Annotated in this window: 12 protein-coding genes; 10 read left to right on the forward strand and 2 right to left on the reverse strand. The window is 67.7% G+C overall.

Going from position 1 to position 14,957, the window contains the following annotated elements; genetic code table 11:
• Positions 1-4: 4 nt before the first annotated feature.
• Complete coding sequence (locus LGY53_RS12775) at positions 5-1,297, reverse strand: glycosyltransferase (protein WP_225726895.1); 1,293 nt, start codon at positions 1,295-1,297, stop codon at positions 5-7.
• A gap of 179 nt (positions 1,298-1,476) precedes the next feature.
• Here LGY53_RS12775 and LGY53_RS12780 point away from each other — a divergent pair, with 179 nt between their 5' ends.
• The 7 genes from LGY53_RS12780 to LGY53_RS12810 all read left to right on the forward strand — a co-directional run bounded on the left by LGY53_RS12780 (position 1,477) and on the right by LGY53_RS12810 (position 10,228).
• Positions 1,477-2,184, forward strand: coding sequence for a TetR/AcrR family transcriptional regulator (locus LGY53_RS12780; protein WP_225726896.1), 708 nt, complete (start codon positions 1,477-1,479; stop codon positions 2,182-2,184).
• Between the two features lie 256 nt (positions 2,185-2,440).
• On the forward strand, positions 2,441-3,064 hold the full coding sequence (locus LGY53_RS12785; protein WP_225726897.1) for an isochorismatase family protein: 624 nt from the start codon (positions 2,441-2,443) through the stop codon (positions 3,062-3,064).
• Positions 3,061-3,840 carry a 2,3-dihydro-2,3-dihydroxybenzoate dehydrogenase gene (locus tag LGY53_RS12790; protein WP_225726898.1) on the forward strand — a complete coding sequence of 260 codons (780 nt, stop codon included), beginning with the start codon at positions 3,061-3,063 and terminating at the stop codon, positions 3,838-3,840. The genes LGY53_RS12785 and LGY53_RS12790 overlap by 4 nt, the downstream gene beginning before the upstream one ends.
• A 23-nt stretch (positions 3,841-3,863) precedes the next feature.
• Entirely contained in the window at positions 3,864-5,465 is a 1,602-nt protein-coding gene (locus tag LGY53_RS12795; protein ID WP_225726899.1) for a (2,3-dihydroxybenzoyl)adenylate synthase, read from the forward strand.
• An 85-nt stretch (positions 5,466-5,550) separates the two neighbouring features.
• Positions 5,551-7,317, forward strand: coding sequence for an ABC transporter ATP-binding protein (locus tag LGY53_RS12800; RefSeq protein ID WP_225726900.1), 1,767 nt, complete (start codon positions 5,551-5,553; stop codon positions 7,315-7,317).
• A complete protein-coding gene (locus LGY53_RS12805) occupies positions 7,314-9,038 on the forward strand; it encodes an ABC transporter ATP-binding protein (RefSeq protein ID WP_225726901.1) in 1,725 nt (574 codons plus the stop codon). The genes LGY53_RS12800 and LGY53_RS12805 overlap by 4 nt, the downstream gene beginning before the upstream one ends.
• The gene (locus tag LGY53_RS12810) at positions 9,035-10,228 is read left to right on the forward strand and encodes an MFS transporter (protein WP_225726902.1); all 1,194 of its coding nucleotides are present in this window, start codon (positions 9,035-9,037) and stop codon (positions 10,226-10,228) included. Before LGY53_RS12805 ends, LGY53_RS12810 begins: the two co-directional genes overlap by 4 nt.
• Positions 10,229-10,248: 20 nt before the next feature.
• On the opposite strand, the gene LGY53_RS12815 is transcribed toward LGY53_RS12810, so the two are convergent.
• Complete coding sequence (locus tag LGY53_RS12815; RefSeq protein WP_225726903.1) at positions 10,249-11,568, reverse strand: salicylate synthase; 1,320 nt, start codon at positions 11,566-11,568, stop codon at positions 10,249-10,251.
• A 449-nt stretch (positions 11,569-12,017) separates the two neighbouring features.
• On the opposite strand from LGY53_RS12815, the gene LGY53_RS12820 reads away from it, so the two are divergent.
• The 3 genes from LGY53_RS12820 (at position 12,018) to LGY53_RS12830 (ending at position 14,957) form a co-directional block, all read left to right on the forward strand.
• Entirely contained in the window at positions 12,018-13,070 is a 1,053-nt protein-coding gene (locus LGY53_RS12820) for a sensor histidine kinase (protein ID WP_225726904.1), read from the forward strand.
• Positions 13,071-13,075: 5 nt separating this feature from the next.
• Positions 13,076-13,744: a response regulator transcription factor gene (locus LGY53_RS12825; protein WP_225726905.1), complete on the forward strand. Its 669-nt coding sequence runs from the start codon at positions 13,076-13,078 to the stop codon at positions 13,742-13,744.
• Between the two features lie 262 nt (positions 13,745-14,006).
• Positions 14,007-14,957: a ParB N-terminal domain-containing protein gene (locus LGY53_RS12830; protein WP_225726906.1), complete on the forward strand. Its 951-nt coding sequence runs from the start codon at positions 14,007-14,009 to the stop codon at positions 14,955-14,957.

The following is a 14,957-nucleotide window of genomic DNA, read 5'->3' on the forward strand; positions in this document are numbered from 1 at the left end:
CAACCTATCTCGGTGTCCGCGCGTGCGCGGTGGACTCCAGCCGGTCGGCGACGGCGTCGACCGCCGACAGCTCGGCGAGTTCGGACTGTAGTTGTCGCGCCCGGGTCCGGAAGGCGGGTGTTGTCAGCACTTTTCGCACGGCCGCGCGGATCGCCCTCGGCTTCGGGGATCCGGTGCGCAGGTTCACGCCGGTGCCCGACCAGGCCACCAGCGCGGTGACGTCCCGCTTGTCCTCACTGTCGCCGCCGACGACCAGCGGTACTCCGTTCGTCAACGCGAAATGGACTCCGCCGTAGCCGCCGTTGGTGACCATCACGTCGACCTTCGCCAGCAGGTGGGCGTACGGAATGAACTGTGCGACACGCGCATTGGCGGGCAGCGGACCCGGCAGCGGGGTGCCGCCGGTGGTGGCGACGGTGAGCACGTCCATATCCGCGAGCGCGTGCAGCGTCGGCAGGATCAACCGGGAGAGGTCGCCATTGTCGATCGTGCCCTGGGTCACCAGCACGACCGGCTTGCCGGAATCCAGATCCCCCCACCAGGCGGGCGGTTCGAAGGTCGGCGGTGGCGGCGGCAGGATCGGCCCGACGAAGCACACCAGACCCGGCGGCAGGTCACCGCGCGGATATTCGAAGGACGGGCAGGTCAGCTGCAGGATGCCGTCGGTGAGCAGGGTGCCGTCCATGAAGTAGACCGGCAGCTCGCCGCCGCCCGCCTCGCGCAGCCGGTCGGCGAATACGCGGTGGCACGGCGCGAATATCACCTTGCGCACCAGCATGCGCAGCACGGCGTCGCGGGCCCGCCCGATCGCGTTCGGCATCGGCTGCAGGCCGAGTCCGATCGGCGGGGTATCGCGGCTGGATACGTAGATCGGCATCACGCCGGCGACGAATATCGGCGGCCGCTCCGTCCGCGGTCGCAGCGCGAGCGGCATCGATCCGCAAAAGGCCGAATCGACGAGTATCGCATCGACGGTGCCCGGCGCCAATAATTCGCGCAATGCCCGAGCCTGATGCGGCATCGGGTTCGCGAAGAGATTGTCGATATCGAAACGCAGTTTCGCCAGGCCCCGCTTGGTTTTCCGCTCGGGAAACGCACCGTCGAGGTCGCCGCCGTCGAAGTCGCAGGCGGGCGGCAGCGGTACATGTTCCAATCCCGCGGCCGCCACTCGATCGGCGAACCGGCTGCCGGTCAACATTTGTACCCGGTGGCCCCGGCGGACCAGTTCGGTCCCGATTACCAGAATCGGCGCCAAATGCCCGATAATCGGCGAGCTGCCCAGAATGAAATGCCCCATCGTCGAAGGATACGCACGGATATCGCGCCGAGTCAGCGGGCAATTCGCCGGAAACCGACGTCCGCCGGAATTCCGGATGCGCGTCCGTATCCGGGGCAGGACGTATCCGCCCGAGGGCATCGACCTATCATTGGAACAGTGTTATAAGCCGTCCGCCGACGAAGTTAGGGTCCCTACCGATGTCCAAGGGTTCCAGGCGCGCCTACCGAACCGGGCTCTCGCACGACCTCATCATCGATGCCGCCATCGCGCTCACCGTCGAACGCGGGCTCGACGGTTGGAGCATGCGCGACCTGGTCGCCCGGCTCGACACCTCGCTGTCGGTGATCTATCACCATGTCGGTGACCAGGAGCGGGTGCGCGCGGCCGTCGTCGACCGGGTCTATGCCCAGATGGACCTGTCGTTCGACGAGCCGAACTGGCGGCTGCTGCTGCACGGGGTGCTCACCGCGATGATCGACCACCTGGCGGAATATCCGGGCGTCGCGGCGTGGCTGATGCGCAACGGCCCCCAGGCCGAACAACTCGTCCCGCTGCTCGACAAGGGGATGACGCGGATGTTGGAGGCCGGGTGGGGTGCGGAATCGGCCGCCGCGTACTCCGTCGCGTTCAACACCTGTCTCGGCCTGATCGCCCTCGCCGACCAGCATGTGGTGGGCGGCGGCCCCGACGCGGGCCTGCCCGGGCTGCGGGAGATGCTGGGCACGCATCCGTCGGCGGGTTCGGGCGCCGAACAGATGCAGCGAATGGTCGAGCGGTTCACCGGACCGGTCCCCGAGCGCGACGCGGCGCGCCGCGAATACTGCCGCTACGCGCTCGACCGCGTACTCGACGGGCTCGAAGTGCGGCTGAACCAGCTCACGAACGCGGGGGCCGGCGCGCCGTGAGCCCGCGTCGGCCGCTCGCGGATTTTCCGCGGGCGACCGCCACGGCCCCGAGCCGCCCGACTCTTGGGCTCACCGAGTAATTCGCCGTACGATCCGAACCGGATTTCCCGCATTGTCGCGGCAGTCGGATTCCGTATCCGGCCGGACAAACCGTCCGGTGCGTATGTCGCGGTTTCGGCATCGCTCAGCAATGGATGAGAAAAATAGGTGAGTCATGTGTTTTGGGCCAACGGTCCGGAATAGGAACCGATGAGCCATGGCGATTCCCGCAATCGCTCCATATCCGATTCCCGATACCGGACGAATACCCGCCAACACGGTATCGTGGCAGTTGGATCCGACGCGTTGTGCACTGTTGATCCACGATATGCAGTACTATTTTCTCGATCCTTTCGCGAATTCGAAGCGGGCGCTCATCGAGCGCGTTTCCACTCTGCGTAAATACTGTGCGGCGGCAGGCGTTCCGGTGATCTTCTCGGTGCAGCCCGGTTATCAGGATCAAGCCGAACGCGGGCTGCTGTTCGATTTCTGGGGCGCCGGTCCCGGCGCGCGCACGGATATCCCCGAGGAATTGGCCCCCGGCGAGGCGACGGTGCTGGTCAAACGCCGGTACAGCGCCTTCCATCGCACCGGGCTGCTCGACATCCTGCGGGAGGGCCGCCGCGACCAGCTGCTGGTCTGCGGGGTGTATGCGCATATCGGTTGTCTCGCAACGATTCTCGACGCCTTCATGAACGATATCCAGCCGTTCGCGGTGGCCGACGCAATGGGCGACTTCTCGCTGCGTCACCATATGGCCGCGCTGGAACATGTCGCCGACCGATGCGGTGCGGTCACCACAACGGCGGCGGTGACCAGGACGTTGGCGGCCGCGGTATGACGGCAGGGCTGGCGGGCCGGGTCGCCGTGGTGAGCGGCGCCGCGGGCGGTATCGGTGCGGCGGTCGCCGACGGGCTGAGCCGGGCGGGTGCGGTGGTCGCGGCGCTGGATCGCGACGAATCCGGGCTGACCGAAACGACCGCGCGGCTGACGACGCGGGGCGGCCGGGTGCATCCGTACCGGGTGGACGTCGCCGATGAGGCCGCGGTCGAGGCGGCGGGCGCGCGGATCGAAGCCGAGCTCGGCCCGGTGGCGGTGCTGGTGAACGTGGCGGGCGTGCTGCGCACCGGCGTGGTCGCTGAGCTGACCAGCGCGGACTGGGCGGCGACCTTCGCGGCCAATACGAACGGGGTCTTTCACCTGAGCCGGTTCGCGGCACGCACCATGCGCCGCCGCCGCGCGGGCGCCATCGTGACCGTCGGCTCCAATGCCGCCGAGCTGCCGCGCATCGGGATGGCGGCGTACGCGGCGTCCAAGGCGGCGGCCACCCAGTTCACCAAATGCCTCGGGCTCGAGCTCGCGCCCTACCGCATCCGTTGCAATGTGGTGTCGCCGGGTTCGACGAATACCGCCATGCAGCAAGCCCTTTGGCAAGACGGCGACGGACTCGCCAAGGCGGTGGCCGGTGATCCGCTCGCGTTCCGCACCGGAATTCCGCTGGGCCGCATCGCCGAACCCGAGGATGTCGCGCGGCTGGTCACCTTCCTGGTCTCCGATGACGCGCGGCATATCACCATGCAGAACATCTACGTCGACGGCGGCGCTTCGCTGCGTTGACGCCGAGCCGATCCGAGCGCGACATGTCGATAACCCAATACACCCCTTGGCCTTCCGAGTTCGCCGCGCGCTACCGCGCCGCGGGCCTTTGGAACGGCACCACTTTCGGCCGGATGCTCACCGAATCCGCGGCCCGCCACGGCGATCGCATCGCAATCGTCGATACCGAGGGCAGCTGGACCTATCGGCGCCTCGACCGGGACGCGCACCGGCTGGCCGGCGGATTCCACCGGCTCGGCATCCGGCGCGGCGATCGCGTCGTCGTCCAGTTGCCGAATATCGCGGAGTTCGTCGTCACCTGCTTCGCGCTGTTCCGGATCGGCGCGATTCCGGTGTTGGCCCAGCCGACCCATCGGGAGCACGAGATCTCACACCTGTGCGCGCACAGCGAGGCGGTGGCGCACGTCATCCCCGACCGATACTTCGGATTCGACTTCCGGCAGCTGAGCGCGCGGGTCGGAATCCGTTGCCCGAGTTTGCGATACACGATCGTGCACGGTGACGCGGGCGGGAATGTCGCACTCGCGGACCTGTACGGGGCGCCGGTCTCGCTGCCGGAGCCGAATCCATGGGATATCGCGCTGCTGCAACTGTCCGGTGGAACCACCTCGGCGCCGAAGCTGATCCCGCGCACGCACGACGACTACGCCTACAGCACGCGCGCGAGCCTGGACGTGTGCCCGCTCGGCGTGGACGACGTCTATATGTCGGCGCTGCCCGTGGCGCACAATTTCCCGCTCAGTTCGCCGGGGATTCTGGGCGCGCTGTACGCCGGGGCGACGGTCGCGCTGTGCCCGAGTCCCAGTGTGGACGACGCGTTCTCGATGATCGAGCGTCGGCGGGTGACGGTCACCGCCGTCGTCCCGCCGATTGCGATGCTGTGGTTGGAGGCCGCGGCCGGGTCCGCGTACGACCTGTCGAGTCTGCGGGTGCTGCAGGTGGGCGGCGCGCGGCTGAAACCGGATGCCGCCGCGCGGGTGCGCACCGTGTTGGGCTGCCGGTTGCAGCAGGTGTTCGGGATGGCGGAAGGGTTGGTGAACTACACCCGCCTCGACGATCCGGACGAGATCGTCATCGAGACCCAGGGCAGGCCGATGTCGCCGATGGATGAGATACGGGTGGTCGATGACGAGGACCGGCCGGTGCCCGTCGGCGAACCGGGTCATCTGCTGACCCGTGGGCCGTACACCATTCGCGGGTACTTCAAGGCGCCGGAGCACAATGTCCGCTCCTTCACGCCGGACGGTTTCTACCGCACCGGCGATATCGTGCGGCTGCTGCCGTCCGGGAATCTGGTCGTCGTCGACCGGGCGAAGGATGTGGTGAACCGCGGCGGCGAGAAGGTGGCCAGCGAAGAGGTGGAGGAGCAGTTGGCCCGCCACCCCGGCGTGCGCGATGTCGCCGTGGTGGGCGAACCGCACGATGTGGTCGGCGAGCGGGTGTGCGCGTTCATCGTGCCGCGCTTCGAGCCGCCGAAGGCGCGCGAGCTGAAGTCGTTCCTGCGCGATCGCGGACTGGCGGCGTACAAAATCCCCGAACGCTACGAGTTCATCGACGAGCTGCCGCTGACCGCGGTCGGGAAGGTGAGCAAAAAGGCGCTGCGCCAACGACTTACCGCGTGCTGAGGACTTTCATATCGGCATTGCGGTCGCCGGTTCGCCAGGTACACTCCAAATTGTAACAGTGATCTAATGTGAGCCTGGGGGTCCGATGAGCACAGCGGTGATGGAGTCGGATGTGGCCGAGCGGGCGCGGGCGAAACCGAGCGGATTGGGCGTGGTACTCGCCCCGGTCCGGTTCCGGCTCGCGCTGGCCGCGGTGCTGCAGTTGATCGCGGCGCTGGCCGGGCTGGCGCCCTATATCGCGGTGGTCGAGATCGCGCGCGAATTCCTCGGCCGGGCCGCGGTGGATCGCGGCGCGGTATGGGACTGGGTGGCGGTGGCGGCGGGCGGATTCGTCATCCGCACGGTGTGCTCGACCTGCGCCTACCTGATCAGCCATATCGCGGATGCCGATGTGGGACTGCGGATCCGGCGCACGATGGCCGAACACCTGGGCCGGGTTCCGCTGGGCTGGTTCACCGAACGCAGCTCCGGGCGGGTGAAGCGGGTGCTGGCCGACGATGTCGCCTCGGTGCACCACGCGGTCGCGCACGTGATCAACGATCTGGTCGCCGCAGTGGTGACACCCGTTGTGGCACTTGGCTATTTGTTCATACTCGATTGGCGTCTCGCGCTGATCTGCATCGCGCCGCTGATCGTCTGGTTCGGCCTGGTGGCCTACATGATGCGCGACGAAGGCGCCCGAGTGGCCCGCTGGAGCGCCGAACTGGACAAGGTCAATGCCGCGGTCGTCGAATTCGTCGACGGCATCGCGGTGGTCAAGGCGTTCGGGCAGGCGGGGCGGGCCGAGGACCGATACCGCCGCGCCGGTGACGATCTCGCCCATTTCCTCAGCGAGTGGGCCGGTCCGATGCGCCGCATCGACGCGCTCGCCTCGATGATCATCTCGCCGCCGGTGCTGCTGCTCGCCGCGCTCGGTGGCGGGGTGTGGCTCGGCACCGATCCGGCCGCGGTCATCGCCTTCGTCATGTTGGCCGTCGGGCTCGGCGCACCGGTGCTGGCGCTCGGCTTCGGCGCGCAGGCCATGCAGGTCGCCACCGATGCCGCCGGGCGCGTGGCCGAATTGCTCGCCACGCCCGAACTCCCGCGCCCGGAGCGACCGCGCGAACCGGACGGCGCCCGCATCGAATTCGATTCCGTGCGTTTCTCTTACGACGGGCGCACCGCCGTGCTCGACGGTATCGACCTGGTGCTGGAACCGGGCACGGTCACCGCGCTGGTCGGCGCGTCCGGGTCGGGCAAGTCGACGCTGGCGCGGCTGCTGCCGCGATTCTGGGATGTGGACGCGGGCGCGGTGCGGATCGGCGGCGTCGACGTGCGGGAGCTGTCCGAGCAAGACCTCTACCGCCGGATCGGCTTCGTCTTCCAGGAAACGGCCTTGCTGCGCACCAGCATTCGCGAAAATATCGCACTCGGCCGGCCCGAGGCCGACCCCGCCGATGTGCTGGCGGCGGCCCGCGCCGCGCAGATTCACGAGCGCATCATGGCGCTGCCGCGTGGCTACGACAGCGAGATCGGTGTCGATGCGCAACTGTCCGGCGGTGAGGCGCAACGGATTTCGATCGCCCGCGCGATCCTGGCCGATGCGCCGGTGCTGGTGCTCGACGAGGCGACGGCCTTCGCCGACCCGGAATCCGAAGCGGCGGTGCAGGATGCGCTGTCGCGGCTGATCACCGGGCGGACCCTCTTGGTCATCGCGCACCGCCTCAACACAATTCGGGGCGCGGACCGCATCGTGGTGCTTTCGCACGGCCGGGTGGCCGAGGCCGGACGGCACGACGAATTACTCGCCGCGGGCGGGACATATGCGCGGATGTGGGCGGCACAGTCGGCGGTAGTGGAGGAATCGGCATGATTCGCAAGCTTTTTCGCATCATCGACCCCGAGGATCGGCCACGGTTCGTGCGCTGGATCGGGCTGATCGTCGCCTTCTCGGTGCTGCAGGGCATCTGCATCCTGATGGTCGTGCCCGTGCTGCGCCCGCTGCTCAACGGCGACCGGGACGGCGCGCTGCCCTGGCTCGGCGCGCTCGCGGCGGCCACCGCGGTCACCGGCGTGGTGTTCTTCGTACAGGCCGTGCACGGCCAGCGCATCGCCGACGCGCTGCTGCTCGGCATGCACCATCGGGTCGGCGACCATCTCACGCGGCTGCCGCTCGGCTGGTTCGGCAGCGAACGCACCGGCCGGCTGACCCATTCCATGTCGCAGGGCACGGCGAACATCATCGGCGTGCCGGCGCATCTGATGCAGCCGGTGATCAGCGGTGCGCTGACACCCGCCGTGGTGGCCGCGGGCATGTTCGTCTTCGATCCGCGCCTGGCCGTCGCGCTGGTAATCGCGGGATTGGTGCTGTTGGCGACGCACAACTGGGCCCAGACCGCGATCGCGCGCAGCTTCGGTGCGATCGATCGGGCCGCCGTCGAGGCGGCGGGCCGGGTGGTGGAATTCGCCCAGTGTCAGCCGGTGTTGCGGGCCTTCGGCCGCACCGGAACTGGAAATCGGCTGCTCGACGGCGCGCTGGTCGGGCAGCGCCGCGCCTACGACGAGATGAACCGCAACGCCGTCTCCGCGCTGTTGGCGTTCTCCGTCGCCGTGCAGGCCGCGTTCATCGCGCTGATCGCGGTCGCGGTGGCGCTGGCGCTCGGCGGTTCGCTCGACGCCGCCGAACTGATCGCGCTGCTGGTGCTGGTCACCCGATTCGTCGGTCCGCTGATCGAGATCGTCGATCACGCCGCCGCGCTGCGGATGGCCTCCGAGGACATAGACCGGATCGATGAGGTGCTCGCCGTCCAACCGCTGCCGGAAGGCGGCGCGGCCGAGCCCGCGACGCCGGGCGCGGTGAGTTTCCACGGTGTGTGCTTCGGCTACGGCGACCGGAAGGTGCTGCGGGACATAGATTTCCAGGCGCGGCCGGGCACGCTGACCGCGATCGTCGGTCCGTCGGGTGCGGGTAAGACGACGCTGCTGCGGTTGGTCGCGCGCTTCTGGGATGTCGACGCGGGCGTGGTCCGGGTCGGCGGCACCGATGTGCGCGACCTGTCCACCGACGCGCTGATGAGTCAGCTGGCCATGGTGTTCCAGGACGTCTACCTGTTCGACGACACCATCGAGGCCAATATCCGGCTCGGTCGCCCCGACGCGACCGTCGGCGAGATCCGCGAGGCGGCCCGGCTGGCGCGGGTGGACGAGATCGTCGAGCGCATGCCCGATGGCTGGAACACCCGCGTCGGCGAGGGCGGAGTGAGCCTGTCCGGCGGTGAGCGCCAACGGGTTTCGATAGCCAGGGCGCTGATCAAGCAGGCGCCGATCGTCCTGCTCGACGAGGCGACGGCGGCGCTGGACCCGGATAACGAGGCCGCGGTCGCCGCGGCGATGCGCGCGCTCGCCGAGCGGCGCACGCTGCTGGTCGTCGCGCACCGGTTGCACACCGTCGCGTCGGCCGATCAGATCCTGGTGCTCGACGGCGGTGGGATCGCGCAGCGCGGAACGCATTACGAGCTGATCGACCAGCCGGGTCGGTATCGCGACTTCTGGCGGGAACGGGAAAAGGCACAAGGGTGGCGGTTGACGGTATGAAACCCGATTACAGGCTGCTGGCGGTCATGTATGTGAGCCAGTATCTGGGACTTTCTTTTTTCACCGACGGGTTGGTCGCCATCCTGCGTGACCGCGGCGCCTCGCTCGAACAGATCGGGACGTTCGAAACGCTCGGGCTGATCTGGGTGGCCAAACCGCTGTGGGCGACCTTCGTCGACCGGATCGGTACGTACCGCGGCTGGCTGCTGGTGCTGCAACCGACGCTGGCGGCGGTGCTGCTGCTGGCGATTCCGCTGGATCCGGTGCGTGATCTCGGCGTGCTTGCGGCGGTCGTCGCGGTGGTGGCCTTCCTGTCCGCCAGCCACGACATCGCCACCGATGCCATCGCGGTGCGCATGCTCGCGGAGAATCAGCGCGGCATCGGCAGCGGTATCCAGACCGCGGGCGGCTACCTCGGCGGCATCCTCGGCGGCGGGCTCACCCTGCTGGTCTACGACCACTTCGGTTGGTCCGCGGCGATCGTCACGCTCGCGGTGACGACCGTGCTGCCGCTGCTGCAGATCGCACGGTTCCGTGAGCCGGCCGCCCTGCCCGCGGTGCACAGGCCGAGCGTGCGCGCGGTGCTGCGCCGCCCGGGCGCGCTGCGCTGGATGCTGCTCGTGATGCCGCCGTGCATCATCGGGTTGTACGGCGGCTACGCGCTGATCACGCCGATGCTCGTCGACCTCGGCTGGTCGGTGACCTCGGTCGGTCTGACCACCAACGCGCTGGGCGGACTGGTCGGCATCGGATTCGGCATCGGGGTCGGGCTGCTGGCGGCCCGGTTCCGCCGCCGCGCGGTGCTGGTCGCGGCGGCGTGCGCGCAGGTGCTGGCGCTGGTGCTGATGGCATCCGCCTGGTTCACCGGGTCGTCGGTGGCGGTGCTCGTCGCCGCGATGACGGTGCAGGCGGCGATGGCGGCGACGATGACCATCGTCTTCACCATCGCCATCGACCGGGCCGAAAAGACCAGCGCGGGCACCGATTTCACCGTCGTCGCCAGCTTCTTGATGTTGCTCGGCACGATCGGGGGTGCGCTGCTGACCACCATCGCCGGTGCGGTGGGGTATGTCACCGCGCTCACGGGCGCGGCGGTGGTCGCGGTGGTCGGGGCCGTCGGCGCGGCCCGGAATTTCCAGGAAAGCTCGTCCGATGTGGTGGCCGAGCCGGTGGTCGTACGGCAGGCGTAATCACGAAATGCGAAGCTCCATCACCGTTGTGGCACGAGAAAGCGGACGACGCTGTCGAACTTCTCGCACGTCTCCTCGAATTCTCGGTCCGGATCGGACTGGCCGACAATTCCGGCCCCGGCCTGCAACCAGGTCGAACCGTTCGCGCGGTACATGCCGCGCAACACCAGTGCGGCATCCATCGTCCCGTCATGACCGACCGTGAGTACCGAGCCGCCGTAGAGGCGGCGCGGGCCGTCCTCGACGTCCCGAATGCATTGATAGGCGGCATCTTTCGGAACACCGGAGGCGGTGACCGCGGGGAAGGCGGCGCCGAACGCGTCCCAGGCCGTGCGGCCGGGCGCGAGCAGGCCGGTGACCCGGGAACTCAGATGCTGGACCGAGCCGCGTTCGCGCACCGTCATGAAGTCCTCGACCGCGATGGTCTCGGGCAGGCAGGCGCGGCCCAGATCCTCCACCGCGACCTTGACCGAAATCGCGTGCTCGTAAACCTCTTTGGGATCGCGCAGCAGGTTCGCGCGCAGCCGCTCGTTATGGGCGTCGTCGGCGGCGAGCGCGCGAGTGCCCGCGAGCGCGGGAGCCACGACGCGACCTGCCGAGTCGACGCCGACGACGAGCTCCGGGCTGAATCCGGCCGCCTCGATACCGCCGAGCCGCAACAGGAACGATCGGGCGGGCGTATTGCCGCGGCGGCCCGCGAGGTAGGTGCCGACGAGATCGATATCGTCGTCGACCATGATCCGGCGCGAGAGAATGACCTTTTCCAGCGGGCCGTCGCCGATCATATCGATGGCCCGCGCCACGCGCCGCTGGTAATCGGCGGCGCCCTGCTCCCGGACCCGGATCGGCGTCGATGGCGCGCCGAACCGCGCGCGCGGACCGGCCAGCGCGGCAGCCGCCGCCTCGGCCTCGGCCGGATCCGTCGATTCGACGGTGGCGTGCCCGTCGCGCAACCGGACTCGGATACGCGGAATCACCAGGTGCAGCACCCGATGGTCGTCGGTCATGACGCCGCGGGCCGCCTCCGCGAGCTCGAACGCAGCCCACCCGTACGCCCGCCACTGCGGGATGCCCGCACCGTCGAGCAGCTCCTGTATGCGGGCCAATGGCGATTCGTGCCATCCGAATTCGACCGGCTCCGGCCAGGTCCGGCGGACACCGGCTCGGTCGGCGACGATCTCGGCGGCGGCGCCACCGGCGAAGGTCCACTCCCCGCCGGTCTCGTAGACGACGAATTCGTCGTGTATCCCGGCCGCGGCCAGCCGGGCGACCGCGGACAGCGGATCATCCGGCAGCGAAAGCGTCGAATCCTGGTATTTCGTAGAGAACGGTGGATTCACCTGGGTTCCCCATCTGCTCTGTACCGTGCGCGGCAGGGCGGTGATCACGGTGATCGCGTCGTCGGCGAGGGCGCACAGGACTGTTCGAGTTGGTGACGCAGCTAGACGTCGAGTCGAAATCCTATGGCGGGCAAGGAATTAGTCCAAGAGAAGGTCGGCTCTGCGGCGGTTCCGTATGGTGCGTTATGGTTTCGTGCGCCCGGCGTGGGTAGGCTCCGAAGGTCGGCGGCTATTCGCGTACGGTTGCGTGATAGCTGAAAAGTGTTAATTAGCAGCTGATTTCGCCAGCGTGCGTGGGGGGTTGATCCGATAGCCGGGCGGCCCCGCACCCCCTCCATCGTCCCTGGGAAAGACACCAATTCTATTGTCTTCCATTATATTTCGTTGCCCCGACGGCATCGCCGCGCGGCGAGTAGGATGACCATGAAGTTGGTGGGGGAGAAGGTTGAATGGAGTCGTTAGAACAACGGCCTCCGGGCCCGCCGGCGATTTTCGGCGATCGCATCGATTCGATCGTCGCGAATTACCTGGCGGAACTAGAGGCCATCGAATCTCCGCTGGGTCTACCCGACATCGCGGATAGCGTCGCCGAACAAGCGCGGACGATCCTGTGCGGCATCGGCGAGAAACGGACCGCCGCGGCGGTGGAGCTGAGTCGCTGGATCGGCGACACCCGGGTGCCCGCCCGGGTACATCCGGTGGATGCGATGCGAGCCGCCGCGGTGTTGTTCGAAACCGCGCTTCCCGCGGTGCACGAGGCGCTGCGGGAGTCCGGCGATATCGACGGCTACGCCGCGGTGGTCACCGAACTGCACGGCGCGATCTACGCCAGCATGTCGGATACCGCCGTACCGTACGTGAATTTCCTGCTCCAGCAGGTGTACGAATCGCATCACCACGAGCGGCGCCGGATCGCCCGCGAACTGCACGACGGTATCGCGCATACGATCGCCGTCGGCATACAGCAGCTGGATCTGCGGACGATAGATCTGAGCCGTCGCGACGACGAGAGCGCCGACCGGCGGCTGGAGACGCTGCGCGGATCCCTGGTCGAGGCGCTGATCATCGTCCGAGAACTCGGCGGTGACCTCCGGCGCTACCCGACCTGCGACGGACTCGATATCGCGCTGTACCGCTACGTCGACACCGTCGCGGCGCAGGGCATCGATATCAGCCTGAGCGTGGACGGCGATCTCGAATCGATCGCCCTCGATATTCGCGAGGAACTGTATTTCGTCACCCGGGAAGCGATCCGCAATGCGGTGACGCATTCGCATTCCGCGGAGATTCTCGCCCATATAGGTATGTCGGACGGTGTGTTCGAGGCGACGATCGAGGACTTCGGCAATGGTTTCGATACCGAGCAGAAAGTAGACGACGGCGGACGGATCGGCATCGGCCTGACCTCGATGCGAGAACGGATGGAAATCCTGGGAGGGACGCTGAAGATCGTGAGTACGCCCGGCCTGGGTACCAGGGTAACGGCTTCTGTTCGGCTATAACTGAGATGGGTGAGGGCATGACCTGCTCCTCTGTGCGGTATCGAATACTCATTGTCGACGATCACACCCTTTTCCGGCACGGTGTGTGCCAAATCCTCGCGGCGGAACCTGATTTCCAGGTCGTCGGCGATGGGGCATCCGGACCCGATGCCATACAACTGGCCGAAGTATTGCAGCCGGATGTCTTGTTACTCGACGTGGAAATGCCTGGTGACGGTGCGGCGTCGACTATCAGGCGTATTCGAAGCGTATCTCCGGCAACCCGAATTGTCGTGCTTTCGATGCATGCGAGCGCCGACCTGGTCCGTGAGTTGACCTCGGTCGGCGCCGCGGCGTATATCGCCAAGACCTCCGGGCGGGAAGAGCTGTGCGCCGGAATCCGTTCCGTGGTCAGCGACGCGCACATGGTGATGTGGTATGTGCCGCGCTGGGCGATGCCGGTCGGCGACGAGGCGGTGGGCCCGACGCTGTCGCATCGCGAGCTGGAAATTCTCAAGCTGGTGGCAAAGGCGTTCAGCAATGTCCAGATAGCTGAGCAGCTATTTATCAGCGAAGCAACTGTGAAACGACATTTGACCAGAGTCTACGCTAAATTGGAGGCACGCTCCAGGCTCGATGCCGTGCATCGCGCAGTCGCTCTGGGTTTGCTTTCCCTGCCGGCTGGTCAGCGGTAGCGGTCTTCCGCACTCGACCCCGGATATTTCGCCACCGCGTATGTCCGGTCGTCGGTCTGTCGCATCCTATCTCGATACTATCTCGGAGCAGAATGTTTGCCTAGCGAACGAGCCTAAAGTAGTAATGCCGGATAACCTATCGGCTTGCCCGGGTGATCGACCCGGTCCACCTTCGCGCCAACTATTGATCCAAAGCTCCACCGCTATGCATGCTGATGCATGATCTCGATCGCATGAGCGGCGCAGAAATGGAGGAGCCGCAATGGGTACGGTTACGTGCATCGATTCGACAAGCGTTCTCGCCGGGGACGAGACAATCGAAACGCCGATTACGGAGTTACTGCTCGGAGATTCGCCCCGGCAGACCGAGAATGCCGGACATATCCAGGCGCTCGCCGCGGTGCGGGCGCCGCTGCCGCCGATAATCGTGCACCGGGCCTCGATGCGGGTGATCGACGGCGCGCATCGCCTGCGGGCGGCGCAGCTGCGCGGCGACGACACCATCGAGGTGCAGTTCTTCGACGGCGACGAGCGCGACGCCTTCGTCCTCGCGGTCCGGCTGAACAGCGCGCACGGCCTGCCGCTGACGCTGGCCGACCGGAAGGCCGCCGCCGCGCGCATCATCGAATACCACCCCGAATGGTCCGACCGGGCCATCGCGGCCGTCGCGGGCATCTCGGACAAGACCGTCGCCTCGCTGCGCGGCGTCGCGGGCGATGTGCCGCCGTCCGCGCGAGTCGGCCGCGACGGTCGCTACCACCCGCGTAACCGGGTCGACGGGCGGATCCGCGCGAGCGAGCTCTTCGCCGCGAACCCCGGTGCATCCGCGCGTGAGGTGGCGCGGGCCGCGGGCATCTCCGCAACCACCGCCAAGGATGTCAGGGCGCGGATGCGTCGCGGCGTCGATCCGGTCCCGTCGCAGCAGCGCACCAGGGCCGCCGCCGTGGCCACCGCGGTGCGGCCCGCCATCGATCGCCGCGCCATCGTGCGCAGGCTGCGCTCCGACCCGTCGATGCGCTTCTCCGAATCCGGCCGCACACTGCTGCGCTGGCTGGAGGCGCCCGCGGCCGACGACGCCGACTGGGATGCGATCGCGCGCAACGTTCCCGGCCACTGCACCCGCGCCGTCGTCGAGCTGGCCCGCCAGTGCGCGGCCGACTGGCAGCGGTTCGCCGAAGTGCTGAACAGTCGCGGTAGCGAAGAGGCTTGCTGA

This window comes from Nocardia sp. JCM 34519.1 (assembly GCF_020361265.1).
Classification (GTDB): Bacteria; Actinomycetota; Actinomycetes; order Mycobacteriales; family Mycobacteriaceae; genus Nocardia; species Nocardia arthritidis_A.

What these genes read in the sequence shown, in the direction of transcription:
- LGY53_RS12795 (WP_225726899.1), top strand. Translation starts at nt 3,864, where the DNA reads ATGTCGATAACCCAATACACCCCTTGGCCTTCCGAGTTCGCCGCGCGC.
- LGY53_RS12805 (WP_225726901.1), top strand. Translation starts at nt 7,314, where the DNA reads ATGATTCGCAAGCTTTTTCGCATCATCGACCCCGAGGATCGGCCACGG.
- LGY53_RS12830 (WP_225726906.1), top strand. Translation starts at nt 14,007, where the DNA reads ATGGGTACGGTTACGTGCATCGATTCGACAAGCGTTCTCGCCGGGGAC.
- LGY53_RS12800 (WP_225726900.1), top strand. Translation starts at nt 5,551, where the DNA reads ATGAGCACAGCGGTGATGGAGTCGGATGTGGCCGAGCGGGCGCGGGCG.
- LGY53_RS12785 (WP_225726897.1), top strand. Translation starts at nt 2,441, where the DNA reads ATGGCGATTCCCGCAATCGCTCCATATCCGATTCCCGATACCGGACGA.
- LGY53_RS12810 (WP_225726902.1), top strand. Translation starts at nt 9,035, where the DNA reads ATGAAACCCGATTACAGGCTGCTGGCGGTCATGTATGTGAGCCAGTAT.
- LGY53_RS12780 (WP_225726896.1), top strand. Translation starts at nt 1,477, where the DNA reads ATGTCCAAGGGTTCCAGGCGCGCCTACCGAACCGGGCTCTCGCACGAC.
- LGY53_RS12820 (WP_225726904.1), top strand. Translation starts at nt 12,018, where the DNA reads ATGGAGTCGTTAGAACAACGGCCTCCGGGCCCGCCGGCGATTTTCGGC.
- LGY53_RS12790 (WP_225726898.1), top strand. Translation starts at nt 3,061, where the DNA reads ATGACGGCAGGGCTGGCGGGCCGGGTCGCCGTGGTGAGCGGCGCCGCG.
- LGY53_RS12775 (WP_225726895.1), bottom strand. Translation starts at nt 1,297, where the DNA reads ATGGGGCATTTCATTCTGGGCAGCTCGCCGATTATCGGGCATTTGGCG.
- LGY53_RS12825 (WP_225726905.1), top strand. Translation starts at nt 13,076, where the DNA reads ATGGGTGAGGGCATGACCTGCTCCTCTGTGCGGTATCGAATACTCATT.